The 17,872-nt window shown below is 41.4% G+C and carries 15 protein-coding genes and 1 CRISPR repeat array; of the genes, 2 read left to right on the top strand and 13 right to left on the bottom strand.

What is annotated here, in order from left to right; translation table 11 throughout:
- Nucleotides 1-18 precede the first annotated feature (18 nt).
- The 10 genes from IEW82_RS14200 to IEW82_RS14155 form a co-directional block, all read right to left on the bottom strand.
- Nucleotides 19-369 carry an SCP2 sterol-binding domain-containing protein gene (locus IEW82_RS14200; protein WP_188695650.1) on the bottom strand — a complete coding sequence of 117 codons (351 nt, stop codon included), beginning with the start codon at nt 367-369 and terminating at the stop codon, nt 19-21.
- Nucleotides 370-632: 263 nt separating this feature from the next.
- Nucleotides 633-1,469, bottom strand: a complete 837-nt coding sequence (locus IEW82_RS14195; RefSeq protein WP_188695646.1) for an anti-sigma factor domain-containing protein — start codon at nt 1,467-1,469, stop codon at nt 633-635.
- A gap of 105 nt (nt 1,470-1,574) precedes the next feature.
- Entirely contained in the window at nt 1,575-2,309 is a 735-nt protein-coding gene (sigI, locus tag IEW82_RS14190) for an RNA polymerase sigma-I factor (protein ID WP_188695888.1), read from the bottom strand.
- Between the two features lie 192 nt (nt 2,310-2,501).
- The gene (locus tag IEW82_RS14185) at nt 2,502-2,813 is read right to left on the bottom strand and encodes a thioredoxin family protein (RefSeq protein ID WP_188695643.1); all 312 of its coding nucleotides are present in this window, start codon (nt 2,811-2,813) and stop codon (nt 2,502-2,504) included.
- Between the two features lie 479 nt (nt 2,814-3,292).
- Nucleotides 3,293-3,679 carry a glycine cleavage system protein GcvH gene (gene gcvH / locus IEW82_RS14180; RefSeq protein WP_188695641.1) on the bottom strand — a complete coding sequence of 129 codons (387 nt, stop codon included), beginning with the start codon at nt 3,677-3,679 and terminating at the stop codon, nt 3,293-3,295.
- 68 nt (nt 3,680-3,747) lie between these two features.
- Nucleotides 3,748-4,107, bottom strand: coding sequence for an arsenate reductase family protein (locus IEW82_RS14175; RefSeq protein ID WP_188695637.1), 360 nt, complete (start codon nt 4,105-4,107; stop codon nt 3,748-3,750).
- Nucleotides 4,108-4,135: 28 nt separating this feature from the next.
- Nucleotides 4,136-4,411 carry a hypothetical protein gene (locus IEW82_RS14170; protein ID WP_188695634.1) on the bottom strand — a complete coding sequence of 92 codons (276 nt, stop codon included), beginning with the start codon at nt 4,409-4,411 and terminating at the stop codon, nt 4,136-4,138.
- Nucleotides 4,412-5,257: 846 nt separating this feature from the next.
- Nucleotides 5,258-5,689: a CRISPR direct-repeat array (repeat unit 32 nt; unit sequence ATTTCAATCCACGCACTCATGAAGAGTGCGAC).
- A gap of 817 nt (nt 5,690-6,506) precedes the next feature.
- Nucleotides 6,507-8,288 (bottom strand): acyl-CoA dehydrogenase FadE, encoded by a 1,782-nt coding sequence (locus tag IEW82_RS14165; protein WP_188695631.1) that lies wholly within the window; start codon nt 8,286-8,288, stop codon nt 6,507-6,509.
- Nucleotides 8,289-8,324: 36 nt separating this feature from the next.
- A complete protein-coding gene (locus IEW82_RS14160; protein ID WP_188695627.1) occupies nt 8,325-9,497 on the bottom strand; it encodes an acetyl-CoA C-acetyltransferase in 1,173 nt (390 codons plus the stop codon).
- Nucleotides 9,498-9,512: 15 nt separating this feature from the next.
- Nucleotides 9,513-11,942, bottom strand: coding sequence for a 3-hydroxyacyl-CoA dehydrogenase/enoyl-CoA hydratase family protein (locus IEW82_RS14155; protein ID WP_188695624.1), 2,430 nt, complete (start codon nt 11,940-11,942; stop codon nt 9,513-9,515).
- A gap of 234 nt (nt 11,943-12,176) precedes the next feature.
- Between IEW82_RS14155 and IEW82_RS14150 the strand changes: the two genes are divergently transcribed.
- Together IEW82_RS14150 and IEW82_RS14145 are read left to right on the top strand one after the other, a co-directional pair.
- Nucleotides 12,177-12,470, top strand: a complete 294-nt coding sequence (locus IEW82_RS14150; RefSeq protein ID WP_188695621.1) for a hypothetical protein — start codon at nt 12,177-12,179, stop codon at nt 12,468-12,470.
- Nucleotides 12,470-12,799: a spore coat protein gene (locus IEW82_RS14145; RefSeq protein WP_373285724.1), complete on the top strand. Its 330-nt coding sequence runs from the start codon at nt 12,470-12,472 to the stop codon at nt 12,797-12,799. The genes IEW82_RS14150 and IEW82_RS14145 overlap by 1 nt, the downstream gene beginning before the upstream one ends.
- A 42-nt stretch (nt 12,800-12,841) precedes the next feature.
- Here IEW82_RS14145 and IEW82_RS14140 read toward each other — a convergent pair whose 3' ends face one another.
- From IEW82_RS14140 to IEW82_RS14130, 3 genes are all read right to left on the bottom strand, one after another.
- Nucleotides 12,842-15,145: a YhgE/Pip domain-containing protein gene (locus tag IEW82_RS14140; protein ID WP_188695617.1), complete on the bottom strand. Its 2,304-nt coding sequence runs from the start codon at nt 15,143-15,145 to the stop codon at nt 12,842-12,844.
- Nucleotides 15,146-15,221: 76 nt separating this feature from the next.
- Nucleotides 15,222-15,800: a TetR/AcrR family transcriptional regulator gene (locus IEW82_RS14135; protein WP_188695881.1), complete on the bottom strand. Its 579-nt coding sequence runs from the start codon at nt 15,798-15,800 to the stop codon at nt 15,222-15,224.
- Nucleotides 15,801-16,184: 384 nt separating this feature from the next.
- Nucleotides 16,185-17,498 carry a LysM peptidoglycan-binding domain-containing protein gene (locus IEW82_RS14130; protein WP_188695614.1) on the bottom strand — a complete coding sequence of 438 codons (1,314 nt, stop codon included), beginning with the start codon at nt 17,496-17,498 and terminating at the stop codon, nt 16,185-16,187.
- Between the last annotated feature and the right edge of the window lie 374 nt (nt 17,499-17,872).

The raw sequence follows: 17,872 nt of genomic DNA, 5'->3' as shown, positions 1-17,872 counted from the left end.
TCAATAAGTCTACAGCAATCAATGCTTAAATAATGTCGAATGCTTTCCGGTCAATAAAAATAATGATTCCAACGCTAATAAATCTTGCAGGTGGCCGTTGAGCTCTAAGCGTCCTTCTGCCTCTAAAAGCATCAAGCGTTCGCTCCCATCCATCAGTGCCCTGAGTGAAGTGGCTTTGCCCGCGACTTGCACATCAACGGTATCAGGCTTTTCTGTTAATATACTGCACTGACCTTCGTGAAACGCGATCCACGTCTCTTCATTTTCACATTTTAAGGCAACGACAATATTTCTTTTTTTATACAGTGGTTCAAACACAGTTTTCTTTGCTAAGACATCAACAAATTCCTTTGACGCTTCAATCAGCATCCTGACACCCCATTTTTGATATTAGAAAAACTTGACTTGCCCCTCTTCGTACGCCTGTCCTGATGTGAGTGTCTTAATCACACACTCAGGCTGCCCGCAAGACTCAGGTGATGACAATCAAAATTTCACTCTATTGTCATCCTTAAGTCAGTGAGGTTTGTACTCACCGATGGCAAAAAACTGCTCAGGCTATTCTTATTTTTAATTTAAGAAAGCAAGGTTATTCATAAAATAATCACTGAGCCATGAAAACTGCACAATCCCTACTGCGAAAGCGTGTCTGACAATTGCTTAGGGCCACCGATAGCCCCCTTCTGCTCCTCTTTCCATCCCGAATCCGATGGGTTTTGAGCCGCTTCACTGTCAAGTAATTCAGTGCGCATATCTTGAATGGGCATCTCTTTCGCTTCAGTTATAGTGATATGATGTCCTTTGTCCATTAATGCTTTATACATTAGATATTTCCCAGCGGTTAAGCCGATTTTATTCGCGGCATTGCGTTTGGCTAAAGTGGCATGGACCAGCTTAAAATGGCCTTGATTCTGATCCGAGAAAAGCTGCTGATTGAGTGAAGCGACGGCAAAGGTAATCTTTCGATTCAATTGCTCGCGTTTTACTTTATCCAAAGGCATAGCCAGAGTTGTACTGATGACAATGTTTGCATTTTTTTTGACATCATTGGCTTTTATTAAAGCCTCAGCCATTTTATTAGTAAATTGTTGTAAGGACATGTGGGTGTAATTAGTGTCATGAAGAAGATCTTGTGCTTCATCATTCATGGCATCAACAGATAATACATCCAAATGACGGTTAACAGCTGCTTCAATGCTCGGATTTAAATCAAAGCTGACATAAGCTGCTACCAAACGGTTTTGGTGAACATGATGACCGATGAAAAGTAGCACGACAAAAATCATGCCACTTGCGATGAATAACGGCATTTTTAAAAACTTTCTAGAAACAAGATGGACATCATTAACACTTTGTCCAACAACCAAACTAGACATGCTTTTTCTCAGTCGAACAGAACGAAAGCGGCCATCATCCATTAAGATGACAGCTTTTCGCCTCTTCTTTGACAGGATAATTCCACGAGCCAATGGCTTCCCTCCCTGATGCAACCATAGGAAACTCTAAAGCTGCAAAGGATCTATAGCGGCATCATACACCTCACGCATCTATGCCCCATAGAGATCCCTTATAACTCACAAGGATTCAGGCTCTACGTAAGGCTGCAATGCATGAAACTGTCCTAGATATATCAGTGATAGTGCTATAATATATTTTCGATTGCGCTCTATGGTTTTTCGGCTACAGGATACAAATTGTAATAATTCCTTGATTGGTAACTGCTTTTTCTCTTGTAGATACTGACTTAACTGTTCATTGGAAACAAGGATGTTAGCAATGACTTTCGCATTCTCACGCGCATCAATATGTTTAGGACAATGCTTACTCAAGCTTTTAAAGGAAATGCCATATTGCTTTAACAGGACCTTGTAGGCCTCAATTTGTTCAATGCGTTCTTCAATTTGCTGTTTTTCCTCAAAATACTCCAATGCGGCCTTTTGCTCTAAATAGCTTTCATCTTGTTGTGAATCATCTTCTATTTCCGCTTGATCTAAATAAATATTTTTACTCTGCCTTGCTTCTTTACGGATAAAGTCAATAATGCGGCGACGGATCACCATATCAGCAAAGGTTAAGAACTTGCTTCCTTGCCCTGTTTTATATTGATTGATCGCCTCATTAAATGCGAACAGACCTATACTGAATTCATCCATCGAATGGTCTATAAAACGATTGCACACCTTAGAAATAACTTTCTTAATAAAGGGTTGGTAAATATGAATAATTTTATTTCTTAGTGTTTCATCACCATTTTGTATAAGCATAATTCTATCTTCTAATGTTAATGTCGGCATGTTTGCCTTCGTCATTGTTTGCACAGTGGTTTCACCTCTCACATTCTAAAAGCTTGAAAGGATATCAAGTGTTTTATTTGATCCAAAAATGTTTCTTCCCCTGGACCTACTTTTCTCTCTTTCTCTTTTTATACCACTGTTAAGCCATTAATAAAGCTACAATTTAATGACAAAAACAAGCTGCTATTTATCTGATTGTAACATTTGTTACTGATAGTGTTGATACAATTGATAGAGTTTTGTGACGGATTCAAAGGCATAAAGCTTCTCCAACACCTGACCATCCTTCACAAAGATCAGACAAGGGACACTCTCGATGCGCCACTCGCTCAAATACTCTTCCCATTCTCCAGCCCGGCACATGTACGTTGGAGTGCCTTTTCCGTCCAAGGCTTGAAAGGTAAGATTTAATAATTGTTCAGCCAGCTGACAGGTCCCGCAAAAAGGGGTTTTGAAAAATAAGCCAACCACTCCATCCTCTGACATTGTCTCATAGGCTTCAACGGACAGATCCTTCACCTTAATCTCTCCTTATTTCATGTTAATATCTAGTTATTTTATTGTAACATTTGTTGCAGGTTTGTCTTGGTAAAACACACCAATCAGGTCTGTTACCCTATTTCAGCTCCAGAAGCTTACGAATAGTTTAAAATAGCTTGGCCTAACCTTCAACCTTTCAGCTTCGATTCAATCTTTATGTATGAGAAAAACCGGGCGAAAAGCTTGCCCGGTCCTTGTCCTTAGTATAGAGCATCATCCAATATGAAAGAGGCTTCATTGCCTGATCAAGTGGATGGGAGCGCAAGGCGCGCGATTCGGAACACTCTAAAATCGTGTGTTCCTCGAGCGCCGCTGACTCATGATGCGGAGATTAGACTCCTGCGGGAAGCGAGCGGTCTGGAGCAAAAAGCCGCACCGTCCTCATGACCAGAAATTTTATACTTTCTTTTCTTTTGATAAAAGGACCATCCTAGTGGAAGGTCCCTTTGAATTTTAAATTAGTCTTCTTCATTAATGACTTTTTCATAATCTTCTGGCGATAAAAGCTTGTCCACGTCAGAAGCATTACTTGGTTCTACAACAATCATCCAGGCCTTTTCATAAGGGGACTCATTGACAAATTCGGGTGAGTCTTCTAGGTCCTCATTAACCGAGACAACTTTTCCACTGATAGGTGCATAAAGCTCAGAGACCGTTTTGACAGATTCAACACTTCCAAAAGGCTCGTCCGCTTCAATTTCATCTCCTACTTCTGGAAGCTCAACGAAAACGATATCTCCTAGTTCATCTTGTGCAAAGTCAGTAATCCCGATTCTTACCGTGTCATTTTCAACCTTTACCCATTCATGTTCTTCTGAATAACGTAGATCCTTAGGTACGTTCATTAAGTTATCCCTCCGTGACTTCGATTACACAGTTAATCATATCTAGTAATGGATATTCTAGCAAGACTTTAACGCCAGTTTTTTTCAAAAAGTTCTTCACTAAAGCCGACTGTCACCTTTTTATCATTATCTGTAACGATTGGACGCTTAATCAACATGCCATCTGAAGCCAGCCAATTGAGCAATTCGTCATCACTTTCTGTATTAATTTTATCCTTCATTCCGAGATCCCTATAGCGACGACCACTCGTATTAAAAAATTTCTTAATCGGCAAGCCACTCATTTTGTAAAGTTTCTCCAGCTCTACCTTACTTGGCGGAGATTCTACAATCGGAATCTCTTGAAAACTTACTCCGTTTTCATCCAACCACTTTTTAGCCTTTCGACATGTCCCACAGCCTGAATACCCATAAAACATTACACTCATACCGATTTCTCCTTTATATCAAAGTATTTTAATCCTGTTGATTTTGCCTGAGCTGTTCAATATGCTCGACAACGGCTTCATCTGCCCCTATCAGTTTCAACATTAATGCAAAGTATTCAATAGGTACACTTGCACTACCAATATCGAGATCACGGATACGTAAGATGTCATCATCAAGCCTTTCCATTTCTAAGAGACCACCTAAACTACCTGAAGTTAATTTTACCATATAATGTCCTTCATCATGTTCTTTTAAGGTCATTGCATAATCTCCCAATTGAATATCACGTATCAATTTTGCCAAATCCTTCAACCCCCCATAAGGAATTTTTTAACTATAGCGTCATTTCAAGCATTCATTTTTTTGACCTTCCAGTGGCGCACTGGCCTTGTTATTATATTAGAAATTACCAAAAACATAACAAGTTAAACCCAACTGATGCCTTGTTAGCCTCTTAAAGATTAAGGCTGTTCAAAGACGCTGGTCAGGTTCGATTGAAATAATGTTTTTTTATACTAGCAAAACTTTACAACCTAAGGAAGAGAGTATATGTACAGAGTTGACTTTTGCCAGCCAAGGCATGCAGTCGATCTTATTCTGTGATTGGAAGCATTACATCAAGAGCACCAACAAAGCAATAAAATGGAGGTTGCTTTAGTTAAGAATTCGTTAAATTGATTGGCTGATGTGTTACAGGCTATTCAAAAACAACTCGTTAGAGTCTGTTCATTGATAAGCCTCATCCTTCAACAACTGCATAACAAGACCTATTAAGTCCTTTTTACATTTCTGGTAAATAAAAAACCGCGGTTTGTGAATGGGGGGTGTTTCTAAATATTAAACTGGCTAATTACTGGTGTTCTATTCGAAGAAAGGCAAACCTTTTAATCCACGCACTCATGAAGAGTGCGACAAAGGATTACTTGGTAATAACCCTGACTTTAATAATTTCAATCCACGCACTCATGAAGAGTGCGACCATTGAAGTAGGGGTTGAAGATTTCGATAGTCCTATTTCAATCCACGCACTCATGAAGAGTGCGACGAATATTTTGGTGATGGTAATGACACCATCGAACAAATTTCAATCCACGCACTCATGTGAAGAGTGCGACTAGACAACAAATTGGAGATAGCGGAGAGCTTAGAGATTTCAATCCACGCACTCATGAAGAGTGCGACTCGTACTTTAGTTATAAACTGCACTAAGAACTGATTTCAATCCACGCACTCATGAAGAGTGCGACTTTATTGCGCAGGATGACGCGATCAAGCATGGCGAATTTCAATCCACGCACTCATGAAGAGTGCGACGACGCCGCAATCGGAAAAGGCGCTCGCAAATTTTACATTTCAATCCACGCACTCATGAAGAGTGCGACAGGCTTCGAGCGATCTTAAAAATATTAATGACCCAATTTCAATCCACGCACTCATGAAGAGTGCGACTTGTCAATCATCACTCCAGCATCGTAAAAATTTTTATTTCAATCCACGCACTCATGAAGAGTGCGACACAACTGCCAGGCGTTCAGCGTTGCGGGTAAGCATTTCAATCCACGCACTCATGAAGAGTGCGACAGCGAAATCTAGTAAAAATATCCTAATAAAATTACATTTTTACTAAAAAATCACTTGTATTTTACCATAAAAATACATTAAAGGAAATAAAAATAATAAAAATAGACGTATATGTGGTGCGAACCTCTCTAGTATTTTATGTTCGCTTCACATTCGCACCTAGATTTCTATTTCTTATTGAATAAGTATAACATGCTGATCTTCATTTACGACCATATCGGAAAAAGGTTGGCTTCCTTTCAGATAATTTTTTAGAAGGACGTTTTATTATTTTGGTCTAGGCTTTTGTTCTCTTACCTCCGCCTTTTGTTGCGTTCACCCTCGGATTCGGAAACTTCCCCCTTGGTTTTGTTCTCTTTTTGGAAACTGCGAGTTTTATTTGTTATTTGCGTGAGGCTTTTGTTCCTTTGCAAGTGCCTTTTGTTCTCTTACCCCTGCCTTTTGTTACGTTCACACCTGGATTCGGAAACTCCGCCCACATGTTATCCATTTGCTCCTAGAAATAAAAAGAACCGTGCAGACACACGACTATGTAGTAAGCAAGTGCAGCGGGGGACTCCAGTGATACAGCGCGCGTCAGAAGGACTCCTGAGGAAGCTGCAAAGCACTTTGCTAAACCATTCACATCCATGTGACAACACGCCACCCTAATTGTGCGTCGGAGACCGACCACGCGGAAAGCGAGCGGCCTGGAGCGGAAATCCGCACCGTCCTCATGACCAGAAATTTTATACTTTCTGATCTTTTAAAAAAACCCACTTTTAAAAAGTGGGCTAAGAAAGGAATGTGTTGAAGAAAAGTGCCGGATGGTTAATGATCACACAACATAAACATTTTCTTCGATAAGCCTGCTCGCTACCTGCCGCTTTTTAGCAACGGTATTAACAGGCGAGAAACGCGTGAGCTTTCTCAGTGCTGCCAGCATCATGCGCAGTTGATCACCTTCTTCCAAAATCAAGAGAGATTCTTTAGCCAGGCGTTCAATGGTTTCAAACGCTTCTTGGCAAAAGATTTGCGTCATCAGCAGCTTTTGCTGCTGTTTTTCAAGACTCGTTTTTGTGAGGGCTTTTTCGGTGCGCAACACAACGGATTCCATCGCATAAATCTGGCTGACTATTTCCGCTACATTGGCAAGTAATTCTTGTTCTTGTTCAAGGGCCTTTCCAAATTTTTGTACACCGAGACCCGCTACCATCAAGAAGATTTTTTTGGCATGTTTGACTAAATACTTTTCTTGTTCAAGTGGAGCATCTCCTGGCTCCTCGGGCATCAGCATCATCAACTCCTCTTGAAGCTGTTGGCCCTTTTCAAGCAACGGCAGCTCACCTTTCATGGCTTTTCTGAGTAATTGTGAGGGAACAAGCAAGCGATTGATCTCATTCGTGCCTTCAAAAATGCGATTAATACGTGAATCGCGGTACATGGTTTCCACCGCATATTCTGCCATATAGCCATATCCACCATGAATTTGGACCGCTTCATCCACAATGTAATCTAATGCTTCAGAAGCAAACACCTTATTTAATGAGCATTCAATCGCATATTCAGCAATGCTTTGAGCGACCTTAGCGCCATCCTTTTGATCTTCTGTGGTAAAATGATCCATCCGCTCAGCAAACATACCGACGGTTCTATAGACAGAGCTTTCTGTCGCATATGCACGCACAGCCATTGTTGCTAGCTTATTTTGAATGAGCGAAAATTGCGCAATAGGCTGTTGAAATTGTTGGCGCTCGTTAGCATAGCGAACAGCGAGAGTCACACCCTCTTTACATGCTCCAACACAACCAGCTGCAAGCTTATACCGACCAATATTGAGGATGTTAAAGGCAATTTTATGCCCCTTACCAACTTCACCCAATACATTTTCCTTAGGAACCGCTACATCCTCTAAGATCAGCGTCCGAGTCGATGAGGCTTTAATTCCCATTTTCTTCTCCTCCGGACCTGTTGACACACCATCATAACCACTCTCAACAATAAAGGCGGTGAATTGTTCTCCATTCACCTTAGCGTAGACAATGAAGACATCGGCAAATCCAGAATTTGTGATCCATTGTTTTTCACCGTTTAAAATGTAATGTGAGCCTTCGGCATTGAGCCTAGCGGTGGTTTTTGCCCCCAAAGCATCTGAACCAGATCCTGGTTCAGTTAGGGCATAGGCGGCAAATTTATCCCCTGCTGCAAGCGCAGGTAAATACTTTTGTTTCTGCTCCTCAGTCCCAAATAGAACAATAGGTAAGGAACCAATGCCAACATGGGCGCCAAAGCTTAACGAAAACGAGCGAGCAGGAGCAAATTTCTCTGTGATCAATCCCGAGCTTAACTTGTCTAGCCCCACACCTCCATAGGCTTCTGGAACATCAGCACCCAATAATCCGAGATCACCAGCTTGTTTTAAAAGTTTTTTTGTCAGCTTAAAATCTTGCTTTTCTAGGGTTTCGAGATGAGGCAAGACTTCATGCTGTATAAAATCCTCCGTTGTCTTACCGATCATCTTTTGTTCATCATTAAAGTCCTCTGGGAAGTAAACCTGCTCTGGTTGAACATCATCAATTAAAAAGGAACCACCTTTTACTGCTTTTGTTGTTTCACTCATGGTCTGATCTCCCCTCTCCTTCACTTTCATTTACATTTACAATATTTCAAACACGCCTGCAGCGCCCATGCCGCCGCCGATACACATTGTCACAAGACCAAACTGCACCCCACGCCGTCTTGCTTCGTGAACGCAGCTTAAAGTGAGCTTTGTTCCAGTACACCCTAATGGATGCCCCAAGGCAATGGCACCTCCATTGACATTAACAATGGCCTCATCGATCTCAAGACTGCGAATCACTTGGATGGCTTGTGAGGCAAAAGCTTCATTTAATTCAACAATGCCAATATCCTTTAGAGCGATTCCAGCAAGCTTGAGTGCTTTCGGGACTGCTTTCACTGGTCCAATACCCATGATTTCAGGCGGTACACCGGCCACAGCGAAGGAACGGAACTTTGCTAACGGCTTAAATCCTTCACTTTCTGCCTTTTCTTTATCCATAACGAGAACAGCAGCTGCTCCATCTGATGTTTGTGAGGCATTACCCGCTGTCACCGTTCCTTTGACATGGAAGACAGGCTTTAATTGACTTAAAGCTTCTAAGGACGTGTCGCGCCTCACGCCTTCATCTTCCTTGAATATAGTCGTCCTCTCATGCTTCTTATGATCGGAAGCCACCCAGCTCGCTGTTACCTTGACAGGGACAATCTCTTCATTAAATTTGCCAGTATCTAATGCGGCAGCCGCCTTTTCATGACTTCTAAGCGCGAATTCATCCTGCTCATCACGCGAGATGCCAAATTGTTGGGCAACGGCCTCAGCGGTATGCCCCATCCCCATATAATATTCAGGTGCTGTTTCTGCCAAGCGTTTATTCGGTTTGACCACATGCCCACCCATTGGCACCATACTCATGCTCTCCACACCACCGGCAAGGATCGCCTCTGCTTGCCCAAGCATGATGCGCTCAGCAGCATAGGCAATGGTTTGTAACCCTGAGGAACAGTAGCGATTAACGGTCACCGCTGGTGTACTTTCTGGAAGTCCTGCTAAGGCACCAATTTGCCGCGCAACATTTAAGCCTTGCTCTGCCTCTGGCATTGCACAACCAATGATCAGATCATCAATTTCACCTTCATAGCCTGAACGCTTCAATGTTTCTTTGACGACAAGTGCACCAAGATCATCTGGACGAACGGTTGCCAAGCTCCCTTTATTGGCCTTTCCGACAGGCGTACGCGCTCCAGCAACGATAACAGCCTCTTTCATATTTTTCTCACCCCTTTAATTCCGTAATGGTTTGCCTTTAAGTAGCATGTGCTGCATGCGCTGTTGCGTCTTGGGCTCGCCTAATAAACTAAGAAAGGCTTCCCGCTCAAGATCCAACATGTATTGTTCAGTAATCAGTGTGCCCTGCGGAACAGCGCCTCCCGAAAGAACATGAGCCAGCTTTTTGGCAATTTTGACGTCATGATCTGAGGCATAGCCTGAAAGTCTCATGGCTTCCGCTCCCATAATCATTGCGGCATAGCCAGGTTCTCCCGAGACCGGGAATTTGCGAGGAATTGGTGGACGATAGCCTGCATCATACATTGATAGAACTCGTTTTTTTGCATCATAAATCAAGTGGTCTCCATTTACTGAAATCCCATCATGAGGCCGTAAAAACCCATACTGCTTGGCTTCCTCAGCCGAGGTTGATACTTTAGCTGTGGCGATAAGCTTAAACACTTGATTGGTCACCTTGGTTAGATCAATCTCAACCCCTTCTGGAATACGGTCCAAGTATCTGAAATATAATTCCTTGTTGCCACCACCCCCCGGTATCAATCCCACACCGAACTCTACAAAGCCCATGTAGGTTTCCATCGCCGCTTGAATGCCGCTTGCTGGAATACTTACCTCAACTCCTCCGCCGACTGAAGCTGCAAAGGGGGCTACAACCACAGGACGTTCAGAATATTTCAATTGCATCATGGTTTGATGGAACAAGCGGACGACTTGATCTAATTCATAAAAATTGTCATCTTGAGCTTCCATGAGCATTAGAGCGATATTAGCGCCAACACAAAAATTCTTTCCTTGATTGCCTATCACAAGGCCTTTAAAATTTTTCTCTACCTCGACAAGCGCTTTTTGAATCATTTGCAGGACATCTAATCCTAGCGCATTATTTGGAGATGTAAATTCTAAACAAGCAACATCATCACCGATATCAATCAAACAAGCCCCGGCATTTTTCATGATGATACACTCTTGCTTTTTAAGCTGGTGAAGAACTATCCTCTTTTCCTGCTGTGGAATTGCGAGATAGTCTCCGTCATGAAAATAGAAGCGCTGTCCTTGTTCTTCCTTATAAAATGAGGAATATCCAGCAGCAAGCAAATTCTCCACCCATTCTGGAATAGTCTCCCCTTCCAACTTCATGCGCTGAACGGCTGTCGAAACATCAAGTGCATCCCATGTTTCAAAAGGACCAAGCTCCCAGCCAAATCCCCATTTCATCGCTTGATCAATCGCATAAAGATCATCAGCAATATCGCCAACCTTTTCAGCAGAATACAAAAGTACGCGTTTTAGAATTGGCCACAGAACATCCCCTGCCTGATCCTCCGCATATGCAAGCGCTTTAATTTTTGCTCGCGTGGATTTTAGTTGTTTGGCCTGTAGCATCGAAGGCGTTTGTAATTTATTTCTTGGCTCATAATCCATGGTTTCTGTATTTAACTGCAAAATGGACTTGCCTTGCTTCCAATAAAAACCTTGCCCCCCTTTACTTCCTAACCATCCTTTGGCAACCATGGTGCGCACAAATTCTGGAACCTTAAATACCGCCTTTTCTTCCTCAGAATCGACTTGATTACGGACATTATCAGCTACATGAACAAATGTATCAATCCCGACAACATCCAGCGTTCTAAATGTAGCGCTTTTTGGTCTCCCTATCAAAGGTCCTGTTAATGAATCCATTTCCCCAATGGTCCAGCCTTGTTTGTGCATTTCTGCTAAAGAGACTTGCAAGCCATAAACACCGATGCGATTAGCAATAAAATTAGGTGTATCCTTACAAATCACCACACCCTTACCTAAAACATCTTCCCCAAATTGCTTCATGTAGTCCACAACCTCAGGGTTCGTTTCTGTTGTTGGAATGATTTCCAACAGCTTAAGATAGCGAGGCGGGTTAAAAAAATGAGTGCCTAAAAAATGTGTACAGAAATCTGCACTTCGTCCCTCTGCCATTGCATGAATGGAGATACCCGATGTATTTGAACTGACAATGGTTCCAGAGCTACGATAGTGATCAACAGTTTCGAGAACCTGCTGTTTAATTGCTAAATTTTCCACAACCACTTCAATAATCCAATCCACTGATGATAATTCTGCCAAATGATCCTCCAAATTGCCAACTTGGATGCGATCAATATTCTCCTTTAAAGTAAGTGGTGCTGGTTTTTGCTTCAGAAGCTGTTTTAAGGCTTTATGAACTATACGATTACGAACCGCGGCATCTTCTAGCGTCAAGCCATTTGCCTGTTCCTCAGGTGTTAATTCCTTTGGTACAACATCCAATAACAGTGTAGGTATCCCTACATTTGCGAGATGCGCCGCAATCGAGGACCCCATAACACCCGAGCCGATAACCGCGGCTTTACGAATACGCTTCACCTGCCGTAGCCTCCTCAAAATAAATTTGAATGAATATTCATTCATTTCTATCTGATCACAGTATACTATATGTTGTTACTATTCGCAATCATCTTCCCTGTTTCTTTTTCCTTCCTCTTGCATAGGAGAAAGCAAAAGCGAACACATTAAGAGATGAGCCCGAACCCTAAATTTTTTGGCTCATTTGCGTTGGCGGATTAAAACATCTCACCCCTCTTAATTATATGAGTCATGAGATCTACTCATACGAGAAAAAATAAATCACTGGGAGGCACACCAATGACCCAACAGCAGGCTGGACAACAAGCCCAAAATCAACAGCAATACATGCAGCAACCGCCTTTTGTCATTTCAACAAAAGACCATTTATACCTTCAAGACATGCTGTCATGGAACTTACTGGCTGTAAAAAAAGCGCATTTCTTTGAGCAACAAGTCCAAGACCCAGAAATCAAAAACGCGATCCATCAAATGGAAACGATGCATCAACGCCACTATCAAATGCTTCTTAACCATATGCAACAGCATTTACAAACCACACAAAACCCTTCAACCACAGGAGGCATGCAATAATGGCGAATAAGATTCAAAACCCTTCAACCAATGTGCCGAAAACCCCTGAGATGAATGATCGCGATTTTATTAATGACTGCTTAACAACAGAAAAGTATCTCACCTCTTCCTATTCTGTTGCATTGCACGAAATGAGTCATCAGGCCCTTTATCAAGATCTCATGACAATCTTTAATGAAACTGAAAAATGCCAACGTGATATATACGATCTCATGTTCAGAAAAGGTTGGTATAGTGTTGATGCTGAATCACCACAAACCATCCAGCAAACCTATCAACAATTTTCTCAATATGCAACCAATCAATTTCCTACCAATCACATCCAGTAACATCAAAACAACCGAGCGGAAGCAAACCGCTCGGTTGTTACACTATGCTGACACACTATTTTCCGTTGCAGACGTTCGTTTCACTTGGCGATTATGATGAATCATAAGGTAAATGACTGTTGCTGCCAGAAACAGAACGCCAAAGATCACAAGGGCTAGACTATTGTGCATGAGCAGATCAGATTGACCTCCCTTAATGATATTTCTGAACCCATACAAGCTGTAATTCATCGGCAACACGTGGTGAAATTGGTACAAGACTGGTGGCAAGAGTTCGATAGGGTAGGTTCCACCGGTTGTCGTCAACTGTAAAACCAACATAATGATGACCATAAAGCGTCCTGGGTCGCCAAAAGCGGTTGTGAAAAATTGAATACAAGCCATGAAGCACAGGCTCGTTAATATACTAAACCCAATAAATGTCCAAATATTCGGCACCGTAAGTCCAATGGCAAACAAAATAATCAGATCAGCAATGATGGCCTGAATGACGCCAACTGCTGCCATAAATAAATATTTACCCATTCCCCAAGCAAACCCATTCTTAGGACGTATGGCGGGGGTCTTCACATCATAAATCACGGTTAACAACAGAGCACCTACAAACAAGCCGAGCGACAGAAAGTAGGGTGTGAAGCCTTCACCGTATTTTTCAATGCCACCATCTGATTTTTTTGTTTTTATCGGATTAGATAGAACATCCGCATGTTTACCATTTAAATTAGCATTGTCTGTTTGATGATAAGCATCATTCAACCGATTGGACAGCGTCTGTGATCCGTTTTGTAGGCTTTGCATCCCATCCGCCAATGCAGAGGTCCCATTCGCCAATTGCCCTTGACCATGACTTACCTTTGCTAAGCCATTCTGCAATTCAACAAGATGACTGTGCAAATCCCGACTGCCTTTAAGAAGATCGGTTTGCGCTGCATTAATCTTACCAATATTTTGTACAAGTGTTCCCCATTGTTCATCCAACTGCTGTGTATGCTCGGACAGTTGATCAGCTCCATCAGCTAATGCGCCTGTAGCACTTGGTAATTGTTGCAGATGTTTTTGCAATGTAGTTAATCCACTGGTTAAAGCTTGCAAATTCTGAGTTAATTGTCCGAATCCATCATTTAATTGTTTTTGTCCATCTGTCAATTGTTGTACAGCCTTAGGCAACGACTCGAGCTGTGAGAGCCACGCCATGGATTGCCCCTGTGGGATGGACAGCGCACTTAATTTTTTATCTATGGAAGCCATGATGGCTTTTTGATTCTCGGTAAGCTGCCCTTCATTTGGATTAAATTTTTGAAGATCACTAAGAATACTTTCTGACTGAGAGATATAAGCTTCTAATTGCTCCACCTCTGTTTGTGCGTTGGTCAAGGGCTTAACCTGCTCATTTAAAGAAGCAAGCCCCTGGTATTCTTTAGCCATGCTTGCAGAGAAATCTTGTAAGCCTTGTGCTAAGTTTTGACCGCTTAATTGATCGATCATCGATTGATTGCCACTTGAAAGTGCACTTACTCCCTGATTTAACTCCGTCGTTTTTGCTGCCAATGTCTTTGCGCCATTGGCCAGGGCATTGACCTGGGATGTGCTGCTTTTGGTCGTTTGATAAAGCTGATCAGTCCCTGCTTTCACAGAGGATAATCCCGATTCTAGGTCATTGGAGCCAGAAGTAAGCTGCGCAGCTCCCTGTTGCAACGCCACACCAGCCGTGTTGATTGTTTTTAAGTTGGCTTTTAATGTCTGCAGACCTTTTAATTCCTTTGAAGCACCGGCATCTAAAGCACCGGCACCATGACTCGCTTGCTTTAAGCCATCGGCCAGCTTATTGATTTGTGAAAACATATTCTCTGTATACGTTTTGGTTAACTGCTTTTTTAATTTTTCTTCCAATGTCTGCGCGCCAGAATTCGAAATCTGTGAGCCAATATAGTTATAACCACTATTCAATTGGTATTCAAACACTGGGCGTTGTGGATTCTTATCAAGAACCGTCGTCGCTTGATGTGAGAAATCCTTTGGAATCGTAATTGTCATATAGTATTGATTTTGCTTCATGGCTTGACTTGCCTTTTTCTTAGAAACAAAATGCCAATCAAAGCTTTTATTATGATGTAATGCCTTAACGAGATCTCCACCAATATTAACTTGCTTTCCTGCTAGATTAGCTCCTGTATCCTCATTAACTACCGCCACGGGTAAATGCTCAGTATGGTCATATGGTGACCAAAAGGACCAAATGAACATACCACTGTATATAATTGGAACACACGCTATAGCAACAATAAAAATAATGTGCTTCTTATCTCTTAGAAAACTCGCCCACTCTGAAAAAAAGGTTTGAAACATAGATGTCACCCTATCTTTAACATTTTATGACCGAATTAGTCATATAGTCATTTTTGTGCTTAGAAAAAGCTGCTGTTTAACCAGCAGCACGTGGTTCTAATCCAAGAACTAAATAACGTTGAAACAATTGAGCAATCTCTTCTCTACTCAATGGCTGTTCTCGCTCTTCCCATTTATAAATCAAGGCAATGTAGAGTTGCAACATAATAAAGGCGGTCAAGTGCGGATCGACCTGAACAATCTCTCCCTTATCCACGGCTATCTGTAAGTGCCTTTCGATGAACTTAACAATCATATTTTCTAAGCGCTCAAGTGCTGCCTTAGCATTATTGGTACCAATCTCTCTGAACTCCTGAGACAGCTTCAAAGTCAATTGATGCTCCCTGCGGAAATCTAAAATATCATAAAGAGCTCGATGAAGATTATCAAAAAAGGAATCCTCCTCATGAATTGCCATTTCCGCCCGCTTTCTCATAGAAGTAATCAGTCCATCAATGATTTCGTTAAATAACTCTTCTTTATTTTTAAAAAAAGTATAGATCGTTCCTTTGGCAACACCCGCGAGTTTGGCAACTTGATCCATCGTCGTCGCCTTATAGCCAAATAAACCAAAGGAGCGTTCAGCAGCTTCTAATATACGTTGACGTTTGTCGATACAAGTTTCCTCCTCTTTTTTGACCAAATGAACAAAACGGTCATTTTATATGAATTCAATTTAACACAATCCATAAATAAAGGCAAGAAAATAGGGTATGAGATCCTCCGCTCCTTCTGACAGCCCTAGCTAGCCTTCTCCAATACATTATCAGTCTCTCCATTAAAACACAGCAAATGCCTTTTAAGAAGAATTGAACATTCAAAAATCTCTTTCTTATAAAGGATTCCACTTCAGAAAAACCGGGCGAAGAGCATGCCCGGTCCTTATTAAAACACGGAATAAGATTTTATCCCAAAAGGCAGCGTCAGCTTAAAAAAAAGAATGCCATCAAAGGGCGCCCCTTTGATGGCATTCTCATAAAAACTAGCTTCAATTGATAAATTATTTAGGAATAACTAAGACTTGTCCAGGAAAAATCAATGTGGAAGATAGATCGTTTGTTTTCATGATCTTCTTTACATTTGTATCATTTAGTAAGGCAATTTCCGAAAGGGTATCGCCGCTTTTGACCGTATACTTTCCAGTTGGCTGCTTTACAGCTGTCGCTTTAGGCATGGATTGTCCACTCACTTTTGAAGAACCAACTGTTGGTATTTTCAATTTTTGTCCTGGGAAAATGATATAAGATGATAGCTTATTATACGTTTTAATATCATCTACAGTGACTTTATAATGCGTTGCAATATCCCAAAGTGTATCATTCTTCTTCACGACATAAGTACCATTGCTTGTTTTAGCAGATGCACTCGACTTACTCGTTGTCGTACTAGATTTACTTGTTTTTGTACTTGACTTACTCGTGCTTACCTTTTCAGAAAGCTGTACAGGCTTCACATTCAATTTCTGGCCAGGATGAATAAGATCAGAAGACAAATTGTTCCAATCCTTAATTTCTGAAACACTCACATCATACTTCACTGCAATGGCCCACAGGCTATCTCCCGATTTCACAGTATATGTAGAAGAAGACTGATTTGATTTGGAAGATGATACAGTTGTCGTCTTACTCGAACTAGCCGTTGATGAAGAAGTAGATGATCCTGAAAGCACAAGCTTTTGACCTGGATAAATAACATCAGAATTAAGATGATTTAAGCTTTTGAGCTTAGCAACTGATAGATTCACTTTTTGGCTAATTAACCATAATGAATCTCCAGATTTAACAGTGTATGATGTCGAAGAAGAGGATGACGATTGGTTTTGGCTCGCTTTCCCTGTCGAAACCTCTACTGCACTTGAGCCATTATTCCCCGACAACACTCTCCGCGCAGTAACATAAGTCGGATCCCAATACCATGAGTTAATATTAGAGTATGTAATGCCATCATCTACAAGAGCGCTGATCATTTGATTATTGCCGGCATAAATACCAACGTGATCAATGACACCATTTAAATCGGTATCAAAGAAAACCAGATCTCCCTTTTGTAAATTGCTGCGACTTACTGGCGTTCCAACAGTCGATTGCTCTATCGACGTCCGTGGTAAATTAATACCAAGCTCTTTGTAGACAGTAGCAGTAAAAGAAGAGCAATCAAATTGCGAAGTATCACCAATCGCTGCGCCATATGTATAATGTGTCCCAAGATATTGATTGCCGTGTTGTATTACATCGTCACCGGTACTTGCCAACGCCACTCCATTTGCACTTAAAACAATACCTCCTGCAACAGCAAAAGGAATTAATTTTTTCACTTAATAGACCTCCCCATCATCTATTAAATTTTTAAATATAGTACCTATTTAGTAGAAAAAGCGAACACTTTGTCAGGAACTCACTTTTAGTAACTACAATTAGTTTACCATAGAATACTAAATTCGAGAACAGCATTGTCAATATTCCATCTCTCAACAGCATTCGCCTGACATTCACCAAAGATAAAGGCTATGCCGCATAACCTTTAACGCCATTTTCTAATTTATCGACACGATTTCGTCGAAGTTAACACTTTTATACAAATTTTAGATCACGTATAATTAAGTTCGCAAAAATAGAAAAGAGGAAAAGCCATCGGCAACTCCGAATAGGTAAGTGACCAAACAAAACCCAACAAGGAGTTGAAACGATG

The sequence above is a fragment of the Pullulanibacillus camelliae genome, assembly GCF_014642655.1.
In the GTDB taxonomy this organism is placed as follows: Bacteria; Bacillota; Bacilli; order Bacillales; family Sporolactobacillaceae; genus Pullulanibacillus; species Pullulanibacillus camelliae.
This window is presented reverse-complemented; position numbering and strand designations above follow the sequence as displayed.

Excerpts from the sequence above, each read along its gene's own strand:
- IEW82_RS14200 (WP_188695650.1), bottom strand. The coding sequence starts at position 369 with ATGCTGATTGAAGCGTCAAAGGAATTTGTTGATGTCTTAGCAAAGAAA.
- sigI (WP_188695888.1), bottom strand. The coding sequence starts at position 2,309 with ATGACGAAGGCAAACATGCCGACATTAACATTAGAAGATAGAATTATG.
- gcvH (WP_188695641.1), bottom strand. The coding sequence starts at position 3,679 with ATGAACGTACCTAAGGATCTACGTTATTCAGAAGAACATGAATGGGTA.
- IEW82_RS14175 (WP_188695637.1), bottom strand. The coding sequence starts at position 4,107 with ATGAGTGTAATGTTTTATGGGTATTCAGGCTGTGGGACATGTCGAAAG.
- IEW82_RS14165 (WP_188695631.1), bottom strand. The coding sequence starts at position 8,288 with ATGAGTGAAACAACAAAAGCAGTAAAAGGTGGTTCCTTTTTAATTGAT.
- IEW82_RS14160 (WP_188695627.1), bottom strand. The coding sequence starts at position 9,497 with ATGAAAGAGGCTGTTATCGTTGCTGGAGCGCGTACGCCTGTCGGAAAG.
- IEW82_RS14155 (WP_188695624.1), bottom strand. The coding sequence starts at position 11,942 with ATGAATGAATATTCATTCAAATTTATTTTGAGGAGGCTACGGCAGGTG.
- IEW82_RS14150 (WP_188695621.1), top strand. The coding sequence starts at position 12,177 with ATGACCCAACAGCAGGCTGGACAACAAGCCCAAAATCAACAGCAATAC.
- IEW82_RS14145 (WP_373285724.1), top strand. The coding sequence starts at position 12,470 with ATGGCGAATAAGATTCAAAACCCTTCAACCAATGTGCCGAAAACCCCT.
- IEW82_RS14140 (WP_188695617.1), bottom strand. The coding sequence starts at position 15,145 with ATGTTTCAAACCTTTTTTTCAGAGTGGGCGAGTTTTCTAAGAGATAAG.